Origin of the sequence: Psychrobacter sp. APC 3279, assembly GCF_030407795.1 — a bacterium.
Lineage (GTDB): Bacteria > Pseudomonadota > Gammaproteobacteria > Pseudomonadales > Moraxellaceae > Psychrobacter.
Genome location: NZ_JASDCR010000010.1, coordinates 1 through 26277, shown reverse-complemented (window position 1 = coordinate 26277; position 26277 = coordinate 1). Strand labels below are relative to the sequence as shown.

The window sequence follows — 26277 nt, the reverse complement described above, 5'->3', positions numbered from 1 at the left end:
TTCGTGTATAAATGAGCGTTGATAATTGTCATTTATATATTATTAGAATCAAATTAGGAGATAATAATGAAAAATACTTTATTGAATAAAGCAGCACTAGCTTCTGGTACGGTTTGTCTCATGACAGCGATGATGGGTAGCGCCCATGCAGAGCCAACAGGCTATGATCAACTAACGTTTCAGACAGAAATAAAAGAAGAGATTCAGAACGACGAAGTACGCGCCAGCTTGTACAAAAAAGCACAAGCAACTGACTCTAAGACTTTAGCTACAATGCTCAATACTTCAATCAACAATGCCATGAAAATCGCCAAGCGCTACCCTAGCGTGACCGTGAGCACAGGGCAACAGCGCACCTATCCACGCTACGACAAAAACGATAAAATCATTGGCTGGACAGGTCAAGCAAACATAGACTTAAAAAGTACAGACTTTTCAGCGACTAGCCAACTAATTGCTGATTTGCAAGAAACCTTGGTGATGGACAATCTTAATTTTGGCGTATCAGATACCAAAAAGGATGCTCTAGAGCAAAAATTAATGACCGAAGCCTCTCGCGCTTTTCAGCAGCAAGCTAAGAGCCTTACCCGCGCGTGGGATGCTCGTGGCTATCGCGTCGTCAATGTTAACCTAAACACAGGTAGCAACTACCCACGTCCGATGTATAGCGCTATGAGCATGAAATCAGGAATGGCAGATGAGTCAGTACCAAGCCAAAGCTTTGAGTCTGGCAATAGCACTATTTCGGTGACTGCTAACGGTACTATCGAGTTAACTAAATAAAACAGCTTATAGTTAAATAAAATAAGTGATTTACATTAAAAAAGGCAAGCATCGTTAACGGTGCTTGCCTTTATATTCAATCATTATTGAAACCATTATTGTGACTGAGCAACTTCCTGTTGACGCAGTTTTAGCATCAATTTTTGATACCAAGCTAACTTTTGATAAGCCAACAGCTGCGCTGCCTTTCTTTTCTTGTCTTGCAATGTGGTTGTATTTTGAATCACGTATACAGTACGTGTGATTTGCTCAAGTGTTTGGCCAGTTTCGCTTTGTACAACCGCCTTGATTGTATGAGCACCTGGCAAAACATCAACAGTAGCAATAGATGCACTTAAACCTTGTGCAACCTCTTTATCATCAAAATAAATACGGGCACTATCACCTGCCTGTAACGCAGGCTTAATCTGCACATTGACATCGATATTCTGTACTGGACGACGATAAGCTCTCTCTTCGCTAGGTTCAGTAATTACTAACTGATAGTTTACTGGCGTGGTCACCTTAGTATTTATCGCAGGCGACTCAGTAGTAGTCGCTATCTGAGATGCACTTGATGATTGGCGACTTGTATTAGAATTGGTTGTCGTATTCAGACTAGTTGACCTGCTCGTCTCCTTACCCGTCGTAATAGCCGTTTGACTGACTTGTTTACCAGCCTGCTGCTCATAATCCTGTGGACGGTCAGTAAAGGTGACTTGACCGGTTTGCTCATCAACCACTTTATAAATAAGTGCAGCATTCGTGAGAGATGTACAAAGACTAGCGAGAGCAACCGTAGTCCATAACCCAACTCTAATCCTACTCTTCAAGAAACTCGGTTTTGCTAATAAAGTCATAATCCATCAACCTAGATAGTGTCTACTATTAATATAATTTTATCAAACTATTATGCGTGAGTTTTGACATGAAATCAGTATCGATTTCAAAGAAAATTCGACAACTGGACTGATACACTTTATTAATACGCATAAAAAAACCAGCTAAGAATAACTTAGCTGGTTTTTTCGACTCAAAATAACTGAGTGCTTTAGCGACTAATTAGCAGCTGTAGTACATATCAAACTCAACAGGGTGTACAGTTACGTTCAGACGTTGTACTTCTTCTTCTTTCAAAGCGATAAACGCTTCTAACATGTCTTCAGTGAACACATCACCTTTTAATAAGAAGTCATGATCGTCACGCAGTGCTTGCAATGCAACATCTAAGCTCTCTGCAACCGTTGGGATTTGTGCTTCTTCTTCTGGTGGCAAGTCATACAAGTTTTTGTCAGCAGCTTCGCCTGGATGCATTTTGTTTTGGATACCGTCAAGGCCAGCCATCAATAGTGCAGCAAACGCTAAGTATGGGTTAGCCGTTGGATCAGGGAAACGTGCTTCTACACGTACCGCTTTCGGGCTGCTTACGTGTGGAATACGGATAGATGCTGAACGGTTAGATGCTGAATAAGCAAGCTTAATAGGCGCTTCATAATGAGGTACTAAGCGCTTATAGCTGTTCGTTGATGGGTTAGTAATCGCATTCAACGCACGAGCATGCTTGATAATACCACCAATGAAATACAATGCTGTTTCAGATAGACCAGCATACTCATCACCAGAGAATGTGTTTACGCCGTCTTTTGAGATTGACATATGTACGTGCATACCTGAACCGTTGTCACCAACGATTGGCTTAGGCATAAAGGTCGCTGTTTTACCAAACTGATGCGCAACGTTATGAACAACATATTTCAATTGCTGAACTTCATCCGCTTTTCGTACCATTGTGTTGAATGCAACACCGATCTCAGACTGGCAAGAAGCAACTTCATGGTGATGAACTTCAACCGAACCTTCACCAACGATTTCTTCGATGCGTTCACACATAACAGCACGCATATCATGTGAGCTATCGATTGGTGGTACTGGGAAATATCCGCCTTTCACACGTGGGCGATGCGCCATGTTGCCCCACTCGTAAGTCTCGTTAGTCGACCATGCTGCTTCTTCAGCCGTGATTTTATGACTAACGCCAGACATATCGACTGACCATTTAACATCGTCAAATACAAAGAACTCAGGCTCAGGACCGAAGTAAGCAGTATCACCGATACCAGTAGACTTTAAATACTCTTCAGCGCGACGTGCGATAGAGCGTGGGTCACGGTCATAACCTTGTAGCGTTGATGGCTCGATGATATCGCAAGTCACTACCACAGTCACCGCGTCAAAGAACGGGTCAACAAAAGCAGTTTCTGGATCAGGACGCAAGATCATATCTGACGCTTCGATACCTTTCCAACCAGCGATTGATGAGCCATCAAACATTTTGCCATCTTCCATGACATCTTCATCAACGGTATGCGCTGGGAAGCTAATGTGCTGCTCTTTGCCGCGTGTATCAGTAAAGCGAAAATCAACCCATTTAGCATTAGAGGATTGGATAAGATCTAATAGTTTATTCGACATGAATAGTCTCCGTTGTGTTGATCACGTAATTGCGATTTAAAATTATTAATATGATGTTCTTGTCCAAGAATGTCAGATGTGCTCTCAATACTAAAACAGCGCATTCGATATTATGCTTATTATCAGCACTATTTTGCGTATTAGTCAAGATGCTCATCTAAAGCGTTTACTCAATCAGACCAATATTTGTGCACATGGTCTAACATACGCCAATTCAATCCTAACGACATTCTAGCAATATACAACTCATAATGCTGAATTCTTCGGGCTCTTGTTAATAATTATTTTTAGACCAGTTTTTTGGCTTTAAAAATAATCATAACAGCAATAATGCAAGGGCTATGCCAATGTATTGACGCTCTGATAACAGATATAGTCATGGATAGATTTAATTATCAATATTTACAGTGATTTATACGATGAATATCGTTATATATTAATTAATTCTCATCCAGCTCAGTTCTAGAATAGCACTTAATCAGAGCACCAGTTGAGAACTAAAAGCACTCAATTGGTGCAAATACAAATATATTTATTATTAAAATGCTATTTTATAGTGCAATGCCAATAGTTGAATTCATAACATTACCCTTGGTCAAACTATCCTCGTTATCGACAAAATAATAAAAAATGTGTTTTTACTTGGTGCTTACTTAGATAGCCCGTACCCTACATTTGATAGAAAACAAAATAGTGGTAAGATAACCGCGCGCAATAACCCCCTCTGTTATAGTCATAGCTATTTATGTTCGGCAATCAAGTGACTCAATAACAGTGAGAACAAATTTCATGTTAAAAATATAATAAAACTGATAAGTTGAAGCCTTAATGATTTTGATGATCGATAATTACGATAGCTTTACGTACAATATCGTACAGTACTTCGGTGAGCTAAAGCAGGACATCACTGTCTGGCGTAATGATCAGGTCAGCATTGAGCAGATTAAAACCCTTGCACCTGATGTCATTGTGATTGGCCCAGGTCCATGCGATCCTAACCGTGCGGGTATTTCGCTGCAAGCCATTGAGACATTTAAAGGAATTATTCCTATACTGGGTATTTGCTTGGGTCATCAAGCTATCGGTCAAGCCTTTGGCGGTCAAGTGGTCAAAGCTGGCGAAGTCATGCATGGCCGCTTATCCGCTATCTATCACAACGAGCAAAGTGTGTTTGCTGGCTTGCCTAACCCGTCACAGGTTACGCGTTATCATTCGCTCGTCATTGACAAGACAAGCTTACCAGACTGCCTTGAACTTACCGCATGGACACAAAATGCCGATGGTAGTATTGAGGAAATCATGGGTATTCGCCATAAGGAGCTGGCTGTAGAAGGCGTCCAGTTCCATCCTGAGTCGATATTGAGCGAAGCAGGTTATCAATTGCTCAATAACTTTTTACAGACTCATGGCTTGGCTAATCTGACATCCGATGAGCTACCACAAGTTGGCTAGATTTGACTAAAAGCACCTTGGTAAAAAATGCTGCTTTCATAAACCCATGCCAAATTTCACACAGATTCATATAAAAAATAATAGTAAGTGAGACTACAATGAGTACAACAAAAATAGAAGAAACGCACACGCCAGAGAGTATTGCAAAATTGTCTGACGAGCAAACACATCAATTGCTAACCACAGCTTTGGGTAGAATATTTCAACACATTGACTTAACCTTTGATGAGATGTATCAAGTGATGCTGATTATCATGCAAGGTAGATGTAGCGACGCTATGATGGGCGCTATCTTGACGGGATTACGTATGAAGGGCGAATCCATTGATGAGATTACTGCATCTGCCAGTGCCATGCGTGCACTAGCCGCCAACATTGAACCAAAGAACTGCGATTACTTGGTAGATATCGTTGGTACTGGCGGTGATGGTGCTAACTTGTTCAATGTCTCGACTGCATCGGCGTTGGTTGTTGCGGCAGCTGGTGCACAAGTTGCTAAGCACGGCAATCGCGGCGTTTCGACCAAGTCTGGTAGCTCAGACTTACTTGAGCAAGCAGGTATCAGTCTTGCGCTCACGCCAGAGCAGGCGAAAGACTGTATCGAAAACCAAGGTATTGGATTTTTATTCGCACCCAATCATCACAGCGCCATGCGTTACGCCAACCCTGTACGCCGTGAGTTAAAAGCGCGTACCATCTTTAATATTTTGGGCCCATTGACCAACCCTGCTGGCACGCCAAACTTAGTCATCGGTGTGTTTACCGCGCAGTTATGTGAGCCGATTGCTAAGGTAATGAAAAACTTAGGCGCACGTCATGTCATGGTAGTAGGCGCAAAAGATGGTCTTGATGAAATCAGTCTTGCGACTTCGACCACAGTCGCTGAGCTAAAAGATGGCGAGATATCAGTTTATGACATGATGCCAGAAGATGCGGGTATCGAATCTCAAACCCTTATTGGCCTCGATGTCGACTCTCCAGCACAAAGCCTTGAGTTGATTCGTGCTGCACTATCTGGAGCCGACACTCATGACCGTGCCGTACTTAAAGCACGTGACATGATTGCGCTAAATGCAGGTGCCGCGATATACACCGCAGGACTTGCCAGCAACTACCCTAACGGTGTTAGCCGAGCACAGAAAATCATTCAAAATGGTGATTCTTTACTCAAACTTGAGTCTTTAGCCAACTATACCCAACAGCTAGTCGCTCAAGGTTAATCTATACGCATTTATATACTGTCTATAGTCAAAAAAATCTAAAACGGATACAAGGCAGCCGACCACAGATTGTACAAATCGTACATCTAGGAAGGGAAACGCCGTAGCCATTTAGTAGTTATTAATAGCTCTCTGACTGTATTTACATTTAACGATATTCGGATACCAGTATGACCACAACCCATTCAGACATACCGTCAGTGCTACAGCGCATTGTCGCCACCAAAGTAGAAGAAGTAAAAGCCGCTCGCGAAGCATTGTCTTTAGAGGACTTGAAAGCACAGGTCGCAGCTGATGATAAACCGCGTCGAGGTTTTGCCGCGGCATTACATGCTGCTGGCACTAAAGAAAATGGTATCGGTATCATTGCTGAGATTAAAAAAGCCTCACCGTCTAAAGGCATTATCAATCATAACTTTACCCCTGCTCTATTTGCGCAGCAGTATGAGCAAGCAGGCGCTAGTTGTCTGTCTGTATTGACCGACCGTGATTACTTTCAAGGCGATGACAGCTACCTTATTCAAGCGGCTAATACCTCAAGCTTACCGATATTACGTAAAGACTTTATGATTGATGTCTATCAAATCTATCAATCTTACCTAATGGGCGCTGACTGCATCCTACTCATTATGGCTTGCCTAGATGATGCCCAAGTACGAGAGCTACATGCACTCAGTATTGAGCTTGGTATGGACGTATTGATAGAAGTGCATACCAAATCTGAGCTTGAGCGTGCGCTACAGTTGCCACGTTCAGTACACAATATTTACGGTATCAATAATCGTGATTTAAATACCTTCGATGTTGACCTGCAAACCACGCTTGATCTTAAGAATATTTTAAACGACGCACTTGCTACTGATAGTGCTGAACAAAAACCACTTATCGTGACCGAGAGTGGTATTCATAGCAGTGATGATATTCGTTTGATGCTAAATAATGATATTCAGCACTTTTTGATCGGTGAGCAATTTATGAAAACTGATCATCCAGGGCAAGCGTTACAATCCTTACTTGCGGGCGTCGTAGCAGACGGGTAAAGTAACTCAATAATTTATGCTTAAATATATGCTAATAGCTTCAACAATGTCTATGCTATATACATAGTTCAATCAACCATTCATCAATCAACGATACGTTAACTTTTATGTCAAACTCTCTGTTTTCAAAAGAAATGCAAGACCAGCTCAAAGAACTCAAAGGCCAGCTGAGCAAAGGCCGTGATACCAATTCACCTGAAGGTGAGAATCAAAAGCCAACTGAACCGGTATCGCTACCGACTCAAAAGCAAGTAAAAAAGACGGTTAAGCAGCTAGATAGTGAACATATCGATGACGATAAAGTTCTATTTATGCAAGCCATGCATGGTGTCAATCAGCTAGAAGACAAAAATGTCCGCTCACCTGCCAGCGCAGCTAGAGCAGGTAAACCTGATGCAGCGACACTATCAAAACGTGCTGCAGCTCAAGGTAGTGAAGCCAGTGATCTAGGCGCAGGCTTGTCAGATATGCAAGCACTACTGAACCCTGTCGCTGCTGAAGCTTATTTGTCTTATAAGCAGCCTACACTGCAAAATAAAATCTTTGATCAGCTCAAAAAAGGCAAGCTGCGTTGGTATGATGCGGTAGATATCCATGGCTGTACAATAGAAGAAGCTCGCGAAGCGATGACTCAACTATTGAGCCAAGCCAAGCAGAAAAACGAAACCATGGTAAAAATCGTCCATGGTAAAGGTAGCGAAGCGATTCTAAAAACTTGTATCAATGGCTGGTTACGTCAATTGCCAGAAGTATTAGCTTTTTGCTCTGCGCCACCAAAAGATGGTGGTAACGGTGCTGTACTAGTACTACTCAAAAAACCTAAAGCAGATGGTGAATAGGTCTATTGTTAGTGATACGGTACTACATAAAAAGGACTGCTTATTTGCAGTCCTTTTTTTATCAATCACTTATGGTCTAGAGGTAGACTGCAACAATTTTTCCTTTAATGAACGCTCTCTTTCATGTACATTCCATTTAATGTTAGCTTCTCATTCTGAATTAATATGTTGACTTGAACACCTTCTTATTAGCAAAGCGAAATCACTATGAGCATACATACTATTGAAAACACCAACGAACTAGAAAGGCAGATTGCTACACTGATTACCATTGAACCAAGGTTTGCTCCTGTGCATAAGCAGGTTGGCACACCTAACCTTAGGCATAACGCAGGTGGGTTTGAGCAGTTGATGAGAGCGATGGTAGGTCAGCAGTTATCAGTTGCCGCCGCTGCCAGTATTTGGAAACGGTTGGTTGATGCAGAATTGATCACCCCGCAAGCTATACGTGAAGCGACAGACGATACTTTGAAGACACAGGGATTGTCCAAGCAGAAAACTCGTTATGTACGCTCTTTAGTGGATCATGATATAGACTTTGCAGCGTTAGAAACCTTTCCAAATGAAGAAGTCATAACAACCTTGACAGCTGTGACAGGCATTGGGCGCTGGACAGCTGAGATGTATTTACTATTTTCACTAAAACGTGCAGACATACTCGCTGTCGATGATTTAGCCATTAAAGTTGCAGCCATGGAGTTGTTAGGCTTAGCAGAGCGCCCAACACCCAAGCAGCTAAAAGACTTAACTCAGCACTGGTCACCTTGTCGCAGTGCTGCCAGTCTATTGCTTTGGTCGTACTACGGCTCATTACGTGATAAAACTGCAGTACCTTTATGAATAATTGAGCAAAGACATAGCTAGTGTTATTCACTACCACTCGTGAGCAAAGAGTCTCTTTTAAGGCTGGTTCCATATAGAAAAACCAGATTTGTTTTTAGTGTGCTTAAACTTACTTTTTCTTAGCATATGACTTTTATGCTTTAGTGCCTTAAGCGCACCACTTCTGCTAACGGTCGCCATAGAGAATTTGTGGTGACTTGCGACATCATTTTTAGCCTTGTCGCTATCTTTACGAATATTAACGCCATCGTCGTTGTAATCTTTCCTGTATACGCTTGTGTTTACTTCCTTGTTATCAGACACTTCATTATTAGCAGAGTTACTACTGTTATCTGATTCATTTCCTGCTGCTGATTCATCAGTGCTACTTCCCACATGATGTTCAAGCTCCGTTTGATTAACAATCAACTGCTGAGTCGGCAATGCATGTTCTACTTTATATTTCGCGACTTTCTTTAATATATCGACAAACAAAGCGTTTTGTTTGTCATAGAACTCAATGATACCAATAGCATTCACATAAGCTTGCAACTGAATAACATAGCAATCTTGGCGCAGCTCCAAAATATTGACCTGATTCCATTCTTGATTGGTCAAATCATGCTCTTTTATAAATTCATCCAAGTCATTAACCATTTTAAATATTACGTCAAGATCAGCGGTACGCTTAATATATAAGTAATGGAAGAAACGAAACATATCCCGAGAGGTAAAGTTTTCGATCTGCATCGATGAAAAATCACCATTTGGTACCGTAACAATCGTCCGCGACAAGGTCCGTACACGCGATGAGCGAATACCAATGTCGATAACTGTGCCTTCGTAAGTACCAAACTTACAATAGTCACCGATACGCACAGGTGAATCTGCGACGACGACGACACTACCAACTAGGTTTTCGATGGTCTTTTGCGCACCAAGGGCTAATGCCAAACCACCCACACCCAGTGCCGCAATACCAGTGGTCAAATCAAAACCCAAATTGCCAAAAATGACAATCACTGCAAATATCAGTAATAGCGCTTTGACGACTTTCCGCAGCAACCCCAAAATTGAGACTCGCTCAGTATAGTTTTTCTTGTAGCTTAAATTTACCGCTCGGGTGAATATCGCATCGATCACTCGCAATAGTAGCCAAGTCAGCGCCAACCAAGAGGCTATATCCGTAAAGCGATTGACCGGCTCACGCAGGGTCACCGAAACCCCTGCATAAACCATAACCTCGGATAGTATCAGTGCCATGATCACGACAGATAATGGCAAAATAACTTTGTCTGGTAATGGCAACGGCGTCCCACGCACACGCGGATATACAATCCTTAATAAATGGTACAGCAACCATACCGCGACATAAGTGAGTACAAAGCTGGTCACAATCATGGTGAGCGCAGCGACCAAGTCAGCTAACTGATAGCCGAAAAGCTTTTTGCCATCTAAAGAATCAACTGTATAGCGAGAGACTAAGGTCGGCTCAGTATTTTCTATCACTTCTGGTACTGAGGTCAGCGTATCGCTAGAGAATTGCCAATATTGTTCGTTTTGTTTTGAGACCACTCTTTCGAGTAGTAACGGAACACTTCGCTCTCCGATATTAATCACACCGACATTTTCTTGGCTAGGTGGCAGCTGGTCAGTTAGATTACCCTCAGGTGTGTTACTAATCTGTAGATCTGGCTGAAAACGCCCTCCTGCATCTAGTGCCTGTTTGAACTGTCGCACAACGGTCGTTGGGTTGTCAGACTTAGATAAGTTGAGATAATTACTTGCCAGCAAATAATCATTTTCACCCAGCGCACTGATAAACCCTTGTACCGTATGACGCGGCGTATCTCGGCCAAATGAATCAGGCAATGGCGTACTTACTGTCTCTCCACTACTGTCATTACCCACTCCAAGCGCACCAGCCTCGACAGCATAGGCATTATTTGGCAAGGCAATACTCAACAGTATAGTCAGTAATAGCATCGCGACTATAAATGGCATTTTAGTAATAGCAGAGAATAAATTAGGCGAAGGACTGGGAGTCAGATTATGCTTGATAGACAAAACAAACCTCTTAGTTTAAAAATGGCATGATAAATGACAGGTGGCGTCCATACTATAGTAACAATTATTTATAACAGCAGTGCTTTTGATTAAGCAATTTTGTAGCTAACTGTATTGGTATTTGGTTTCTTACTCTATGTGCACTTCTAATAGTAGGTATTTTTAAGAATAGGCTTATCTTATAAACTTGAATAAGTTCTCATAGAATATCTAAGTAAAGTAATTTTTAATAGACTATTAGCAAGCTAACATGAGTAGTATTCAGCCTACCCTGAATAAACATTAGGTTAAAGTAGTTTATAAAGCAGGCTAATTTGTAGATAATGAGCGCAGTTTTGCTTATATACTGTTTTTTGTAACTTTTGACCCCTTTTACGTCATAATAGTTACCTCTCATTTCTGCATTTTTAACTTGATTACTTTGGAATCGACTATGTCTGTATCACGTGCATCTTCACGTACCTATCTTCGTTTAAGTATTTTGAGCGCGCTTGGCTTACTTGCAGTAAATACCGCAATGGCAGCTACCTCTGAAAATACTTCCATCAACGATAGTAACCTACCACAAGTTGAGCTTGATGAAATTGTCGTGACAGCCACTCGCACACCTACTAAGACAAGTAATGTAATTGCGCAAACACGAGTAATTAATAAGGAAGAGTTACAACGTTATCAAGGTCAAACCGTAACAGATGTATTAAAGAATCAACCAGGCATCAACATTACTCAAAGTGGTGGTATGGGAAGTGTTAGTAACTTTTACATGCGCGGTTACGATAGCAAGCAGATACTTGTACTTATTGATGGCATCCGCTATAGCTCTATTTCTTTAGGCACGCCAGCATTAAACTTACTTTCTGCTGATCAAATTGACCGTATCGAAATACTATATGGTGCATCAGGCTCTAGTATATATGGCTCTGACGCTATGGGCGGTGTCATTCAAATATTTACCAAAGGCTCTAACATCGAGCAAAACAACGTTTCAGTCACGGCGGGAGCAGGGTCTCACAACCTCTATAACTTGGGAGTAAATGGTCAATTTACCAATCAAGATACAACGCTTAGCTTAGGCATTAGTCATACTGATACTGATGGTTTCAATGCTGTCGAAACTGGAAGCAATTTCAATCCAGATGACGATGGATTTAATATGACTTCCGCAAGCCTTGCTGTGACAAAAAAAATCGCACCTAATGTAAAAGCAGGTCTAAGCGCTTTATACAACAAATCAACGTCTGAATTTGATGGTTTTGCTGATTGGACAACTGGAGCTGTACATCCTGATGCTCATAGTGATCAGAAAAATGGTTCAGCAACAGCATTTATTGAACATACTAACGATCTTGCTACTACTAAGCTAAGCTATGGTCGTAGTATCGATGAAATCTCTACTTATGAAGATGGTAATGATTTAAATAACAGCACTGTTTTTGATACTGAGCAAGACCATGCACGTTTAGAGAGCCAAATTAAATCAGGTGATGGTCATGCGATTTTGGGACTTGAACACCTAAAGCAAAAGATAGACTCTACTACTGAATACGATGTCGATAGCCGCACTATAAAAAGTGCTTTTATCGGCTACCAATTAGCCGACACGTATTACGACTTGCAAGCTAATTACCGTGTTGATGATAATTCCCAATATGGCAATGAAAGCACCTACAATATAGGTGCTGCTATACATCCGTTGAAGGGTGTACGTATTGGTACAAGTTATGCCACAGGGTTTCGTGCTCCTACGTTTAACGATCTATACTTCCCAGGCTATGAAAACCCAAACTTAAAACCTGAAACCACTAAGAACACCGAAATCTTCGTGGAGTATGTCACTGATAATCAGCTATCACGACTTACTGGTTACCATACTGATGCAGAAAACTTAATAGCATCTGGGGAAAATATCGGAGAAGCAAAGATCAAAGGCTTAAGTTTAACGTCAGATTGGCAAATCAATTCTTTCTTATTTGGCTTTGGATATAATTATTTAGACGCAGAAGATAGAAACCCTATAAAACCTGCATTTGGTGAGCCTACTTATGGTAATTACCTCGTTTACCGCCCTAAAAATAGCGGTTCAATTTATGTAGGCTATCAACAGCCAAAGTTTGATGTACGATTAGAAGCTAAGTATACCGACGAAAGATTTTCCGACGCTGCAAATACAACTAAGTTAGATGATTACACCTTACTAAACTTAAGTGGCTCTGTTTACATTACACCTAATCTTCGTGCTAATTTGCGCGTTGACAATATCACTGACGAAGATTACACGTTATCTAATCAGTTCGGCACAGAATACAGCACTGACGGCACTAACTACTTTACCTCTCTAACTTACAACTGGTACTAAGCTGACTTAGCACTATAAAACTCTAGCGCTTATGTAAATATAAAAGGTCATCTACAGGTGGCCTTTTTTTATACCTATGAAAAACATACTGGTACTTATGCCATGATTGCTTATCATTTATCTCAGTCAATAGGTGACAATTAACCACTCATCTATTACAATAACGACCTCCGAGAGGTGTTGCGCCATAACAGTGATTTACTGCATTAACATTCTATAATTATGCAATCACAGGTTATGTTAGGCTCGGTTAACTGTCGAGAGTCCATATTTTTGGTCGCTCACAGCGCAAACAACGGCACCTGCGTTTTTATTCTTTTTATCATTCGTTAACCACTGATAGGAGCATATTATGGACGCAGTGTCTACTACACCATCTGCCCATACGATCGATCCCTCTTTCACTGACTACAAAGTCGCTGACATCAGCCTTGCTGATTACGGCCGTCGTGAAATCACCCTTGCTGAAGCCGAAATGCCTGCCCTAATGGGCTTGCGTCGTCGCTACGAAGCCGACCAGCCGCTTAAAGGCGCAAAAATCGCTGGCTGTATCCACATGACTATTCAGACTGCCGTACTTATCGAGACATTAGTCGCGCTAGGTGCTGAAGTACGCTGGACATCATGTAACATCTTCTCAACTCAAGACCATGCTGCTGCTGCAATTGCTGCTGCTGGTATCTCTGTCTATGCTTGGAAAGGCGAAACAGAAGAAGAGTATGAATGGTGCCTACGTCAGCAAGTCCATGTTGGCGGCGAAGCATCAGGCCAACTTTGGGATGCTAACTTAATTTTGGATGATGGTGGTGATTTGACTGCTTTGATTCACAGCGATTATGCAGAGCTTCTTGATAACATCCATGGTATCTCAGAAGAAACCACTACTGGCGTTCATCGCTTGGTTGAAATGCTTGGTAAAGGTACACTTAAAGTACCAGCCATCAACGTCAACGATGCAGTTACCAAGTCTAAAAATGATAACAAATACGGTTGCCGTCATAGCTTAAACGATGCTATCAAACGCGCTACCGATATGTTCCTTGCTGGTCGCCGCGCTTTGGTTATTGGTTACGGCGATGTAGGTAAAGGCTCTACACAAAGCTTACGTCAAGAAGGCATGATCGTACGTGTCTCAGAAGTTGATCCTATTTGTGCTATGCAAGCATGTATGGATGGTTTTGAAGTATTATCACCATACATCGACGGTGACAATACTGGCGGCGCGGCCAGCATCAACAAGCGCTTGCTTGAAGACACTGACATGATCGTCACGACTACTGGTAACTACCATGTTTGTGATAGACATATGCTAGCAGCCCTTAAACCTGGTGCTGTGGTATGTAACATCGGTCACTTTGACACCGAAATCGACACTCAGTTTATGCGTGACAACTGGCGCTGGGTTGAGATCAAGCCACAAGTGCATCAAATCTTCCGCTCAGATGATGAAAACGATTACTTGATTTTACTTGCCGAAGGTCGCCTAGTAAACCTAGGTAATGCTACTGGTCACCCATCACGCGTGATGGACGGCTCATTTGCTAACCAAGTATTGGCTCAAATGTATCTGTTCGAAGAAAAATTTGCTGATTTGCCAGCTGACCAACGTACTGACAACTTATACGTAAAAGTATTGCCTAAGAAATTAGACGAAGAAGTGGCCGCTGCGATGGTTGCAGGCTTTAACGGTACGCTAACTAAACTAACTGAAAAGCAAGCTGAGTATTTGGGTGTGCCAGTTGAAGGTCCATTCAAGCCTGACGCTTATAAATACTAAAAGGAGTCTGACTGTGAGTAAGCCTGCTTTCTCCTTTGAGTTCTTTCCTGCAAAAACCGAGCAAGGTCACGAAAAGCTTCTTGGCACTTATGATGAGCTGAATAAGTTGTCACCGGCGTATTTTTCGGTAACCTACGGTGCGGGCGGTTCAACCCGTAGCCGCACCTTAGATATCGTACAGGCACTAAGTACGCGTGGTGACACTGAAATCGCGCCGCATATGTCTTGTATCGGTGATGACAAGTCTGAGATCGCTGAGTTGCTTGAGTTTTACAAAAGCTTAGGCATCAGACGTCTTGTTGCATTGCGTGGCGACTTGCCTTCAGGTCAAGTTGGCATGGGTGAGCTGCCATTTGCGGTAGATTTGGTAAAGTACATTCGTGAGCACTCAGGAGATCACTTCCATATCGAAGTGGCCTCCTACCCTGAAATGCACCCACAAGCGCGTAGCTTTGAGTTTGATATCGATAACTTGGTAAATAAATACCAAGCTGGTGCCAATGCATCGATTACCCAGTTTTTCTACAACGCTGACAGCTATCTGTACTTGCGTGATAAGTTAGAGAAACGCGGTATTGACACGGTAGCTCAGCCTTTGGTCGCTGGTATCATGCCAATTACCAATTCAAGCAATCTCTTGCGTTTTGCTGATAGCTGTGGCGCCGATATTCCGCGCTATGTACGTAAGCAGTTGACGGATTTTGGTGACGATAGTAAGGCTATTCGTGAGTTTGGCTTTGATGTGGTTTATCGCTTGTGTGAACGCTTGATTGCCGAGGGCGTACCTGCCATGCATTTTTATAGCATGAACAAAGTTGAGCCAAACAAACGCTTAGTAGAAGCTTTGGGATTGACCGCTTAAACTTGTAAGCATTCTAGAATATCCTTTAATCATTCCTGAATACATTATCAATGACTGGCGCTTCTAGGAGCGCCAGTTTTTTATTGTCAAAATTTTGACCAATAACCCTTTACCGTTTTGTTCATACACTTTATCTTATTTGATTTTTAAAAATTTCTTCACTGTGTAATAATGCTGCTCTAAAAATAATTTTCTTTATTAAGAAAAATTCTCATAAAACAAATGTCATTAATTGGCTCAAGTGATATTCTATAGGTCTAATAATAACTATACTCAATCAAATAATAGGAATAAGACCACGTGCGACGTTTTTTTTATGCCGTTAATAACGACAACGCTGATGCCTCAGCACTACCTAAATTGGGTGAGTTACCGCTAGGTAGCAATGTCGAATTGCCAGATAGTGTAGTCCATCACTGGTGCCGTGTACTACGAGCCAATATTGGTGATCAAGGGATTTTGTTCGATGGATTTGGCGGCGAATATACAGTAGAGCTACAGGCAATCAGTAAAAAAAATGCCACTGCTACTTTGCTTATACATATAGACGACGATCGTACGCCGCCTACTATCACTCAGATTGGTTTGGTAATGAGCCGCGGTGAGCGTATGGACTATGCTATTCAAAAAGCAACTGAGCTTGGAGTGACTGCCATTCAGTTGCTCAGCAGCCACCACGGTGAAGTCACATTAAAACCTGCCCAAGTTGAAAAGAAACTGGCACATTGGCAACAAGTAGCGATCGCAGCTTGTGAACAATGCGGCCTTAACCGCCCACCTCTTATTCTTGCGCCACAATCTATCAACGAATGGCTAAGCAATACCAATTCTGACGCTAAGACTACTGAGGCTATGGCTACTGACGTTACGAAGGCGCAAATGGCCGTCAGTTCTATCGTTTATGTGCTTAGTCATGATCCTTACTACCAAGTATTAGCAAACGCTGCAGATCTATGTATGCAAATGAGTGTACCAGCAGCAGGACAACCTGCCATGCCTAACGCTCTATCTGATATTCTTAAACAACAGACCCCTTATATCAAACTGTTGATCGGGCCTGAGGGTGGTCTGAGTCAAGATGAATGTCAGCAAGCGGAAAGTGTTGGATTTGAGCGTTGGCAAATCGGCACAAGAGTCTTGCGTACCGAAACTGCACCAGTAGTAGCATTAGCTACTTTACATGCTTTAAACACCTAGTAAAAACTGATAAGTACTAGTAAGACTATCGTAGTTTTCATCTTTTATGCTTATAGTCAAAAATAACGTCTGTTCTTCATCGTACATGGTAAAACGCGATGTCAACTCAATGTAAATAAATTGATAATGCAGTTCTTATTTTTATAAGCCTTTATCTTTTGTGAGCCACTATTATGAGTAATTTTGACACTCTTCCAGTATCAATCAAGCAGCAGTTGATGAGTACGCTATGTGAACAACTTGAAGACGCCATATTTGTACTAGATAATAATTTACGTTATTTAGCGGTTAATGCCAGTTATGAGCTTATAATTGGCTACAAAGAAGAGTTCTTGGTTGGTCGGCCCCTTGGTATTTATGCTGCTGAGTTTCTATCAGAAGCAGAGCAGCTGATTTTGAAAGACATCAGTAAAAACCTTGACCGTCATGGATTTTACGAACTTGATTTTTCGATGATCAATCGTTATGGCGAGCCTATTGATTGCCATGTCACTTATCGCAAGATTTATGTCGAGCAGACAGCTTACCATGTAGGTATGCTGCGTGACATGTCATCCGTTATCAAAGACCAAAAACAGGTCGCGCATTTACTCAACTATGATCAGCTCACAGGTCTTCCTAACCGCAAGGTGTTTTTGAGTCAGACGAGTGACATGCTATTAGATAGTTACCAAGAGGTTGTCCTTGTACGCTTAAATATTGATCGTTATCGCAATCTTGCCAGCTTACTAGGGCCTGATGGTGCCAATGACTTAATAAAAAACTTTGTAGAAGAAATCGAAAAGCTCAAACTGCATAATTTACGCTCCTTTTCTCACTTTGGTGGTGATGATTTTGCGCTACTGTTTGAAGTTAAAGATGCCAATATGGTACGTCATCAGCTAGACACACTCATGCAAATGTGTGAACGCCCCTTCTCTACTGACAAGAGCCATGCGACAGATGCAAATATCTATTACCATATTTCTGTGGGTGTGAGCTGTTTTCCAAAAGACGATAACGAAGTAACGGGTTTATTGACCAAAGCAGAAAAAGCATTGGACTATGTCAAGCAGCAGGGTGGCGATGATATTCGCTGGTACGATGAAGCCATTGAAAGCGCTACCGCTGGTAGCTTAGAGTTAGAGTCTGAGCTTAGGACTGCTACCCTTGAAGGTCAATTCGTTCCTTATTATCAGCCAAAGTTCTCATTGGAGACTAGGGCTATCACAGGTTTTGAAGCATTGGTACGTTGGCAACACCCTACTCGCGGATTACTCAAGCCCATTCATTTCATCAATGCCATTATCGCGCACAAGCTCTCCTTTGATTTGTTTTCGCAAATGGCCATTAAAATTGTCAAACAACTCTCCGTTTGGCAACAGCAAGGGTTTCATCAACACGTCTGTATCAACGCTGATGCCGCGGAATTTAGCCACCCTGACTTCTTTGATATGGTCAGCACACTACTGACAGAGAATGACGTTGCTGCCCATCAATTGCATATTGAAGTGACCGAGTCGTCTTTGATTCAGCGTCATGACAATGTAAAAAAACAGCTTAACTCGCTTAGAGAGCTTGGCGTACGTCTAGCGCTCGATGATTTCGGTACTGGTTATGCATCATTGAGCTACTTGCAAGAATACCCATTTGATTTTATCAAGATCGATAAGAGCTTTATCTCCAATATTGAAACCGATCGTACCCAGCACGCGATTGTAAAAGCCATTTTGGACTTAGCAGTCGCTTTAGACATGCAGGTCGTTGCTGAAGGTATCGAAACTGAGCAGCAGCGTGATGTATTGTTAGATATGGGTTGCAAAAATGGGCAGGGCTATTGGTTTAGCAAACCCGTGGCTGCTGATGTCGCTACTGCGATGTTGATTCAGCAAAACGCTGCTGAGTAAACGCTAAATTATTCGTTATAAGTTATTAATCATAAACTACTATAGTCATCCACTATAAAAGTATTACAGTTCCATCTGCACTCGGTTGCCTTGTACTACTTCTAAATTGGATCGACTATATGTTCAGATTCCTAGCATACGATCATGTTTAATGTTTATTACGGTTTATCGCGTACATATCTGTGAAATAACTTACATGCTCGGTTATACCAAATAATGTTGTAATTTATACTAATGCGTTTGTCTTTCTGGCAAACGCTATTTTTTTGGCCGTCGTTTTTTCACGTTAATACTGGTCATATAGAGGACTACCTATCTTAGTAACATTAAAGTTTTCATATGCTTAATGCTGCTGTTTCCTAGCGCCTAACGTCGATTGCATAACCGATGCAAGATAGGTTCATGACTTATCAGTCCTATCACCAAACTTGTATAATCACCTATGAAAGCCTATCTTTTATAGTGAATTTGTTAGAGCACATTTAATCTCTCATTGACTCTGACAATCACCACTCTTTTTAACACTATTTTATGTAATCGATAGCATGGTTAACCTGCTTTACTGTTTATCCTTTATTTAGATTTTCAGATTGGCTAGGTAAGAATAACGCACTAGAGGATAGTGCGACCATATGCTCATTATTGGCTATACTCGGTTACATTCCAAAAAGGACAGGAAGTTATGCAATACAAAGCGCCCTTACGTGATATCCAATTCGTTATGCATGAACTACTCGATAGTGAAAGCCACTACAAAACTTTGCCTGCGTTCCAAGAAGCTGACCGCGAGCTAATGGACAGCCTGTTTGAGATGGCTGCAAGCTTTGCTGAAAACGAACTGTCACCATTGAATCAAAGCGGTGATGCTGAAGGCTGTAAGTTTGACAATGGTAAGGTCACCACGCCAAAAGGCTTCAAAGAAGCTTATGATGCGTATTGTGAGCTTGGCTTCCCTGCTTTATCAGCTGAAGAAGATTTTGGCGGTCAAAACATGCCGTTCTCATTGTCTACTGTCATCAATGAAATGGTTGGTACGGCTAACTGGTCATTCTCTATGTACCCTGGCCTCTCACATGGTGCCATCCAAACCATCGAGCATCATGGTACTGACGAGCAAAAACAAACTTATTTAGAAAAAATGGTTACTGGCGAATGGTCAGGCACCATGTGTCTTACTGAAGCGCATGCGGGTTCTGACTTGGGTATTATCCGTACCAAAGCTGAGCCTAAAGAAGATGGTAGCTATAGCATCACTGGTCAAAAGATTTTCATCTCTGCCGGTGAGCATGATCTAACTAGCAACATCATCCACATTGTATTGGCTCGTCTACCAGGCGCGCCTGCTGGTACCAAAGGTATCTCATTGTTTATCGTTCCTAAAATGACGGTCAACGCAGATGGCAGCATTGGCGAAAGCAACAATGTCGTTTGTGGCTCTATCGAACACAAAATGGGTATCAAAGCCTCTGCAACTTGTGTCATGAACTTCGATGGTGCAACGGGTTACTTGATTGGACCTGAAAACCGCGGCCTACAGTGCATGTTCACCTTCATGAACGTGGCACGTATCGGTACTGCTGTACAAGGTTTGACTGCAGCAGAGTATGCGTTCCAAGGTTCATTGACTTATGCAAAAGACCGCTTAGCGATGCGTTCACTATCAGGTACGAAAGCACCAGAAAAAGCCGCTGATCCTATCATCGTACATCCAGCGGTTCGTAACATGCTATTGACTGAAAAAGCCTTTGCTGAAGGTGGTCGTGCGCTAGTGTATTATCTCTCACACTTTGCAGATACCGTCGCAAAAGGCGAAGGCAAAGAGTTGAAGTTTGCTGACCAAATGTTGTCACTACTGACACCAATTGCTAAAGCGTTCTTGACTGAAACAGGTCTGGAAGCTGCCAACCATGGTATTCAGGTTTATGGTGGTCATGGTTTCGTTAGTGAATGGGGTATGGAGCAGAACGTGCGTGATACGCGCATTTCTTGCTTATACGAAGGTACCACAGAGATTCAAGCGCTTGACTTGTTAGGTCGTAAAGTCTTGGGTTCACAAGGTAAGCTACTTGCGAACTTTGTAAACGTTATCCAAGAATTCTGTGAAGAAAACAAAGAAAATGACGAGATGGGTCAGTTTATCCGCCCACTTGCCAAGCATCTTAAAGAATGGGGCGATTTAACTGCACGCATCGGTATGCAAGCAACTGAAACGCCAGATGCTGTCGGCGGCGCTGCGGTAGACTATATGTATTTCAGCGGTTATGTGACCCTAGCCTACTTATGGGCACGCATGGCACTGGTTGCTCAAACTGCTATCGCAAACGGTACTGGCGAAAAAGCATTCTATGACGCTAAAGTTAAAACGGCTCAGTTCTACTTTGCTAAGCTATTGCCACGTACTACTACGCACGTACAGCGTATCAGCACTGGTGTAGAGCCATACATGAGCATGGACGTTGATCAGTTTGCCTTTTAATTAAAGCGCTAAACTTCGTAATCGTATAATCTTGAGCGGCAATATACTTCGGTGTGTTGCCGCTTTGTTTTGCGTATGCTTATAATAACTATCAACATAGTTTTGACTGTAGCAACAGTCTATAAGTACCGACCCGCCTACCTTCTTACATTATAATTATCAGTGAGGTGTCTGTAAGCACTTCAATAGCCGCTGCTAACTTTTGGTGTACGCACAATTCACGAAGAAATACACTCGCTCACAAGCTTATTTGTTAAACTTTGATTATTAATCGCTAAGGTTATACCAAAAGAACAGTTGATAATCTTAACAACTTCAATTTTAATTATTTGAACCAAAGGAATGTTTATGGCTGTTTATAATGCCCCTCTTAATGACATGCGCTTTATCTTAAATGACGTATTCAAGGCGCCAGAGTTTTGGCAAAACAACGAAAACTTGGCTCATGTCGACATGGAAACTGTCGATATGATTTTAGAAGAAATGGGAAAACTGTCAAAAAACATTCTACTTCCTATTAACCGTAGCGGTGACGAAGAAGGCGCAACTTTCGAAGGTGATGGCGTCGTCACGACTCCGACAGGATTCAAAGAAGCCTATAAGCAATATGCTGAGTCCGGCTGGGTCGGCTTAAGCGGTAACGCTGAATACGGCGGTCAGGGCTTCCCTAAAATGGTTACCATGCTCACCGAAGAGATGGTTTTCACTGCCAACCAATCATTTGCCCTGTATCCAAACCTAACAGTCGGTGCGACACTTTGTTTAAATGCAGCTGGCTCTGAAGAGCAAAAGCAAACTTATCTAGAAAAAATGTACAACGGCGAATGGGCTGGCACCATGTGCTTGACAGAGCCGCATGCTGGTACTGATTTGGGTATTATCAAAACCAAAGCCGTGCCTAATGATGATGGTAGCTATGATATCTCTGGTACCAAAATCTTTATCACTGGTGGTGAGCATGACCTTACTGACAACATCATTCATTTGGTATTGGCAAAAACACCAAATGCACCAGAAGGTTCAAAAGGTATCTCACTATTTGTCGTACCAAAATTCTTGGTCAATGCAGATGGTAGCTTAGGCGAGCGCAATACGTTAGCGGTAGGCTCTATCGAACACAAAATGGGTATCAAAGCCTCTGCGACTTGTGTCATGAACTTTGATAACGCTAAAGGCTGGATGGTTGGCGCGGAAAACACTGGTCTATCATCAATGTTCATCATGATGAACTACGAGCGTGTCACTATGGGCTTGCAAGGCCTTGGTGGTTCTGAGCTTGCCTATCAAAATGCAGCGTTATATGCCAATGACCGCGGTCAAGGCCGTAGCGATACCCAGCTACAGAGCCCAGAAAAACCCGCTGATGCTATTATCCATCATGCTGACGTCCGTCGTATGCTATTGAACGCCAAAGTAAACACTGAAGCGTCACGCTGTTTTGCGATGTACGTTGCCAAAAACCTTGATGAAGAGAAGTTTAGTACCGATCCTGAGTCAGCCAAAGCGGCTGCAGCTCGTGTTGCCCTACTGACACCAGTTGCTAAAGCGTTCCTGACTGATAAAGCACTGGAAGCCACTGTTGATTGTCAGCAAGTCTTTGGTGGTCATGGCTATATCCGCGAATGGGGTATGGAGCAGATCGTTCGTGATACACGTATTGCGCAGATTTATGAAGGGACTAACGGTATTCAAGCGCTTGACTTATTAGGTCGTAAAGTTGCTCGTAACAATGGTAAGTACGTCACTCATTTCTTGGGTGAGATTCGTGACTTCGTTAACAATATGCAAGCAGACCATGCTATCAAGCAAGCTACTCTAGATGCTGCGGATACCATCGAAGAGTTAACCACCACTGTGCTTAACAATATCGGCGAACGCAAAAACGAAATCAATGGCTGTGCGGTTGACTACATGCATGCGTTTGGCTACCTTGCTTACTCATACATGTTTGCGTTGATGGTGGAAGCTGCTAATGGCAAAGAAGGTGAGTTTTATACCAACAAAGCCAAGCTTGCAGATTACTTCGTTGGTCGTGTCTTACCGCGTATCGATGCTCATGCACAAATGGTCAAAGCTGGTAGTGACCCAATGATGAACTTTGACCTTGCTTATTTCGATGTTCCTGCAAGCTAAGCTAGCTTTAAAACTAACCTAAAATACCTTGATTAAAAGGACAGTCGTGTTACTGTCCTTTTTTTTGTCAAAATAACTGCTAACAAAATAATTCAATATCAATTGGCAGTTCCGATTAAAATAACGCAAGACAAGATGTCGCTCGACTACAATTGAACGATTGGCAAATATCACTCAACCACTTATACCGATTTAAATAATAAAAACGATTGAAACAACCATGATAAAGGGTGCGACGTGTCAGAATTAAAACGCATTTTACAACAGATTACCGCCTTGAGCGACGTGCCAGATCCTGCGGTACTCAAACGCTTGATTGATGAGCTACGAGTCAGTGATAAAGAACCTGCATTGGCCAACGAAAAAATTCAATCCCTTATTGACATCATACATCAACATCCAGAATATGGAGATGGGTTGTCTAGTTTTGTGCTAAAACTGATTATCCAATATCGGCAAATCGCACTGTATACCGACACTGGTATCATGTCTGACCAAGGGTTCTTTAACAGTTTACGCCGTTTGATTGGCCATAGATTTTTACCATTACTACCACAAGACGATTCTGTCGTAGAACTGGTAGGCTATCTATTTGACAAGCGCTCTGATGAACGTTGGCTTGCCAATATTGAAAAGGAAAAATGGGACAAACTGGTTGAGCTGGTTCGCGTAGAAGAGAAACACTTAAATCTAGTCGCTACTGCAAAAAACAGTATTTTAAACGCCATTATCGTTTTGTCTTATCGCATCAGCGGTATCGGCTTGCATCCTGATTTAATGGAGGCATATCCGCAGATACTGAACTACTCAGCGTCTTTTGTTGCACAAAATCAAGAAGCTGTACTCTTTGTCAATCAATATCGTCAAGCACATGAGCTGGATACCTTGACAGATATTACGCCCGAGCAAGCAGTCGATCCTGCACCGCTATTGGTTATGATTGAGCAGTGCGAAGATATCGTCGCTACCGTACGCAAGCGGATTTATAAGACCGGTATCTCTATTCGTTTGACTAATATGATGCTGCGTTTAGATCAAAGCTTGCAGCGTATGCGGATTTTAACTGAGTTGGTTACAGACGATAATCAAAAGCGAGATCGTGCTGTTATCGAACTGATACAGGCGCTCATCACTACGGCCAATCAGCGCTATAGTATTGGTTATTTAATTGATAACAATACCAAACTACTCTCTCGCAAAGTCACAGAAAATGCCAGTCGCGTCGGCGAGCATTATATTAGTACCGATAAAGCTGGTTACCAAAAAATGTTCAAAAAAGCCTCTATTGGTGGCTTTTTCATTGCATTTATGGCCACCATCAAGATATTGGCTTACCATTTAGCACTCGCCCCTATGGGACGAGCATTTATCAACAGTATGATCTATGGTTTGGGTTTCGTATTTATTCATGTTATTCGTGGCACAGTCGCGACCAAGCAGCCAGCCATGACCGCGGCTGCGATTGCCTCTACCATTTCTGAAGGCTCTGGTAAAAAATCACATCAGCTAACCAAGCTATCAGAACTGGTCGTTGATATTTTGCGGACTCAGTTCGTTGCTATCATGGGTAACGTGATGTTGGCTGTGCCTGTGGCGCTTATTATTTCCTTTGCCTGGTTACAGTATACAGGCGCACCAATGATTGATTCAGAAAAAGCTGGTCATTTACTACACGATCTAGACCCGTTTCGCTCGTTAGCGCTCCCTCACGCTGCCATCGCTGGTGTTTATCTGTTCTTATCTGGTCTCATTGCAGGATACTATGACAATCTAGCAGTGTATAACCATGTGGGTGCACGTATACAGCGTCATAGGTTCTTAAAATATATATTGCCTCAATCATGGCTCAAGCGTTTGGGCGGCTTTATAGAAGCCAATCTAGGCGCTATTATGGGCAACTTTTTATTCGGCGTATTCTTAGGTAGTACAGCAACCATCGGCTATATCTTTGGCTTACCTATTGATATTCGCCATATTGCTTTTGCCTCGGCCAACTTGGCACATGGACTTTTCAATATATCTGCTGATGAAATAAACTGGAGTCTCATTTTAATTTCTGTACTTGGCGTAGCCCTCATCGGTATGGTCAACCTCATAGTCAGCTTTTCACTGGCACTGTTTGTTGCCCTACGCTCTAAAGAAGTGCGGTTTTTTGAGTGGAGTCGCCTTACCAAACTGGTGTTCGGTCACATCATTAGCCACCCTTCTGACTTCTTTTGGCCACGTGATAAGCCGATGGACTATCCGCGTATCGATAGTCAAGGGCACATGATATTTGACGATACCTCAGCACAAAAGAACGGAAAGGCGATACCAAGCAATTATGTGGTTCGCCGATTATCTGATGTCAGAATACTGCCTGAGTCTAAGCAAAATGAAGCTCAAAACTCAAAGACAAGTACAGACATATATTACGACAGTCAACCAGAAGGTGATCACACTCAGCCTCACAACTCTCCAAAAAAAGTCGTGGATCTAGATGATGGTTTGACTGATGAAGAGCTGAACAATGTTCCTTATACCGATGATATTCAGTATGATAAGACGACCAAAACAATAAGTGTCGTCAATAGCGATAACCTCGATGAAGAATATCATACTGATCCTGATGATAAGCCGACTGGCGATGCCAAAACCCCTTTACCAAAACCTAAAAAACCACCAAAGCTGCCTAGTTAAATAGGTAGTTGAGCTATGCTGAAGAAACCGTACAACTAAACTTGGTAAACTAAGCGTATTAACTGGAGTTTACCATGACCAAGAAAGTAAGAACCTACAGTGACGAATTCAAAGCAGAAGCCGTTAAGAAAATAGCAGACAATAACGGTAATGTTTCAGCCACAGCCAAGCAACTTGGCATAGCGATGCAAACGTTATCGAACTGGCAGAACAAAGCCAATCAAGGCAAGCTTATTG

18 protein-coding genes are annotated in these 26277 nt (G+C 42.2%); 15 read left to right on the top strand and 3 right to left on the bottom strand.

The genetic code is table 11. The features are described 5' to 3' along the window. Positions 1 to 66 precede the first annotated feature (66 nt). Complete coding sequence (locus tag QL898_RS06775) at positions 67 to 783, top strand: SIMPL domain-containing protein (protein ID WP_102091728.1); 717 nt, start codon at positions 67 to 69, stop codon at positions 781 to 783. Positions 784 to 878: 95 nt separating this feature from the next. On the opposite strand, the gene QL898_RS06770 is transcribed toward QL898_RS06775, so the two are convergent. Beyond that, positions 879 to 1622 carry a DUF4124 domain-containing protein gene (locus QL898_RS06770; protein WP_290176260.1) on the bottom strand — a complete coding sequence of 248 codons (744 nt, stop codon included), beginning with the start codon at positions 1620 to 1622 and terminating at the stop codon, positions 879 to 881. A 202-nt stretch (positions 1623 to 1824) separates the two neighbouring features. Then, entirely contained in the window at positions 1825 to 3234 is a 1410-nt protein-coding gene (glnA, locus tag QL898_RS06765) for a type I glutamate--ammonia ligase (protein ID WP_057760355.1), read from the bottom strand. Positions 3235 to 4062: 828 nt separating this feature from the next. Here glnA and QL898_RS06760 point away from each other — a divergent pair. The 5 genes from QL898_RS06760 (at position 4063) to QL898_RS06740 (ending at position 8625) form a co-directional block, all read left to right on the top strand. Beyond that, entirely contained in the window at positions 4063 to 4686 is a 624-nt protein-coding gene (locus QL898_RS06760; protein ID WP_290176259.1) for an aminodeoxychorismate/anthranilate synthase component II, read from the top strand. A gap of 98 nt (positions 4687 to 4784) precedes the next feature. Further along, positions 4785 to 5906, top strand: a complete 1122-nt coding sequence (gene trpD, locus QL898_RS06755) for an anthranilate phosphoribosyltransferase (protein WP_201548297.1) — start codon at positions 4785 to 4787, stop codon at positions 5904 to 5906. A 170-nt stretch (positions 5907 to 6076) separates the two neighbouring features. Beyond that, positions 6077 to 6946: an indole-3-glycerol phosphate synthase TrpC gene (gene trpC / locus QL898_RS06750; protein WP_057760361.1), complete on the top strand. Its 870-nt coding sequence runs from the start codon at positions 6077 to 6079 to the stop codon at positions 6944 to 6946. A 107-nt stretch (positions 6947 to 7053) separates the two neighbouring features. Next, positions 7054 to 7785, top strand: a complete 732-nt coding sequence (locus QL898_RS06745; protein WP_057760364.1) for a Smr/MutS family protein — start codon at positions 7054 to 7056, stop codon at positions 7783 to 7785. A 207-nt stretch (positions 7786 to 7992) separates the two neighbouring features. Then, positions 7993 to 8625, top strand: a complete 633-nt coding sequence (locus QL898_RS06740; RefSeq protein WP_057760365.1) for a DNA-3-methyladenine glycosylase — start codon at positions 7993 to 7995, stop codon at positions 8623 to 8625. Positions 8626 to 8685: 60 nt separating this feature from the next. Here QL898_RS06740 and QL898_RS06735 read toward each other — a convergent pair whose 3' ends face one another. Then, the gene (locus QL898_RS06735; RefSeq protein ID WP_290176258.1) at positions 8686 to 10674 is read right to left on the bottom strand and encodes a mechanosensitive ion channel family protein; all 1989 of its coding nucleotides are present in this window, start codon (positions 10672 to 10674) and stop codon (positions 8686 to 8688) included. Positions 10675 to 11107: 433 nt separating this feature from the next. Here QL898_RS06735 and QL898_RS06730 point away from each other — a divergent pair, with 433 nt between their 5' ends. From QL898_RS06730 to QL898_RS06690, 9 genes are all read left to right on the top strand, one after another. Continuing rightward, positions 11108 to 13030 (top strand): TonB-dependent receptor, encoded by a 1923-nt coding sequence (locus QL898_RS06730; RefSeq protein WP_290176257.1) that lies wholly within the window; start codon positions 11108 to 11110, stop codon positions 13028 to 13030. Positions 13031 to 13382: 352 nt separating this feature from the next. Further along, positions 13383 to 14807, top strand: coding sequence for an adenosylhomocysteinase (ahcY, locus tag QL898_RS06725; RefSeq protein ID WP_290176256.1), 1425 nt, complete (start codon positions 13383 to 13385; stop codon positions 14805 to 14807). A 13-nt stretch (positions 14808 to 14820) separates the two neighbouring features. Beyond that, entirely contained in the window at positions 14821 to 15669 is an 849-nt protein-coding gene (metF, locus tag QL898_RS06720) for a methylenetetrahydrofolate reductase [NAD(P)H] (protein ID WP_290176255.1), read from the top strand. 300 nt (positions 15670 to 15969) lie between these two features. Continuing rightward, positions 15970 to 16866 carry a 16S rRNA (uracil(1498)-N(3))-methyltransferase gene (locus QL898_RS06715; protein WP_290176254.1) on the top strand — a complete coding sequence of 299 codons (897 nt, stop codon included), beginning with the start codon at positions 15970 to 15972 and terminating at the stop codon, positions 16864 to 16866. A gap of 173 nt (positions 16867 to 17039) precedes the next feature. Beyond that, complete coding sequence (locus QL898_RS06710) at positions 17040 to 18752, top strand: sensor domain-containing phosphodiesterase (RefSeq protein ID WP_290176253.1); 1713 nt, start codon at positions 17040 to 17042, stop codon at positions 18750 to 18752. Between the two features lie 682 nt (positions 18753 to 19434). Next, on the top strand, positions 19435 to 21228 hold the full coding sequence (locus QL898_RS06705) for an acyl-CoA dehydrogenase C-terminal domain-containing protein (protein ID WP_290176252.1): 1794 nt from the start codon (positions 19435 to 19437) through the stop codon (positions 21226 to 21228). Positions 21229 to 21576: 348 nt separating this feature from the next. Then, entirely contained in the window at positions 21577 to 23361 is a 1785-nt protein-coding gene (locus QL898_RS06700; protein WP_057760379.1) for an acyl-CoA dehydrogenase C-terminal domain-containing protein, read from the top strand. A 237-nt stretch (positions 23362 to 23598) separates the two neighbouring features. Further along, positions 23599 to 26040: a site-specific recombinase gene (locus tag QL898_RS06695; protein ID WP_290176251.1), complete on the top strand. Its 2442-nt coding sequence runs from the start codon at positions 23599 to 23601 to the stop codon at positions 26038 to 26040. A 74-nt stretch (positions 26041 to 26114) separates the two neighbouring features. Continuing rightward, the coding region (locus QL898_RS06690; RefSeq protein WP_252962504.1) for a transposase at positions 26115 to 26277 on the top strand (163 nt) is incomplete at its 3' end.